Genomic DNA, 405 nt, shown 5'->3' on the forward strand with positions numbered 1-405 from the left:
CAGCAGGGCGAGCGCGGGCCGCACGGCCTTGCCGCCGTCGCCGTCCGAGGGCCGCCCCTCGGCGTCGATCCAGCCGAAGTGGTAGGCGGCGACGGTGTCCATGGGCGGCGCGAGCCGGCCCACGGCAGCCCGCAGGACCGGCGCTGACAGGGCTCGTCCGCGCTCCAGAAGCGCGGTGACGTCCGCGGTGTCCGCCACGGTGTCGAAAGCCGGATTCGCCGGGGTCACAGACTCTCCTCTTGTTCCGGTGGTACTGCTCATGCCGCCTCCTGCAGCGGATGTCCTGGGGGACGGCCGAGGTCGTGGAGCGCCGCGTCGGCGGCGCCGGCGCCGCTGCGCACGGCGCCCTCCATCGTCGCGGGCCAGCCGGTGTCGGTCCAGGCCCCCGCCAGCTGGAGGCCGGGC

1 protein-coding gene and 1 pseudogene are annotated in these 405 nt (G+C 76.0%); both read right to left on the bottom strand.

Going from position 1 to position 405, the window contains the following annotated elements; genetic code table 11:
• Positions 1-261, bottom strand: a pseudogene (locus CR470_RS38485) (polyprenyl synthetase family protein); the annotation flags it as partial.
• Positions 258-405, bottom strand: a 148-nt coding sequence (locus CR470_RS38490; protein WP_179892535.1) for an FAD-dependent oxidoreductase, incomplete at its 5' end; no start/stop codon positions are given. The gene CR470_RS38490 and the pseudogene CR470_RS38485, both read right to left, overlap by 4 nt.

The sequence above is a fragment of the Streptomyces sp. rh34 genome, assembly GCF_002551245.1.
Lineage (GTDB): Bacteria > Actinomycetota > Actinomycetes > Streptomycetales > Streptomycetaceae > Streptomyces.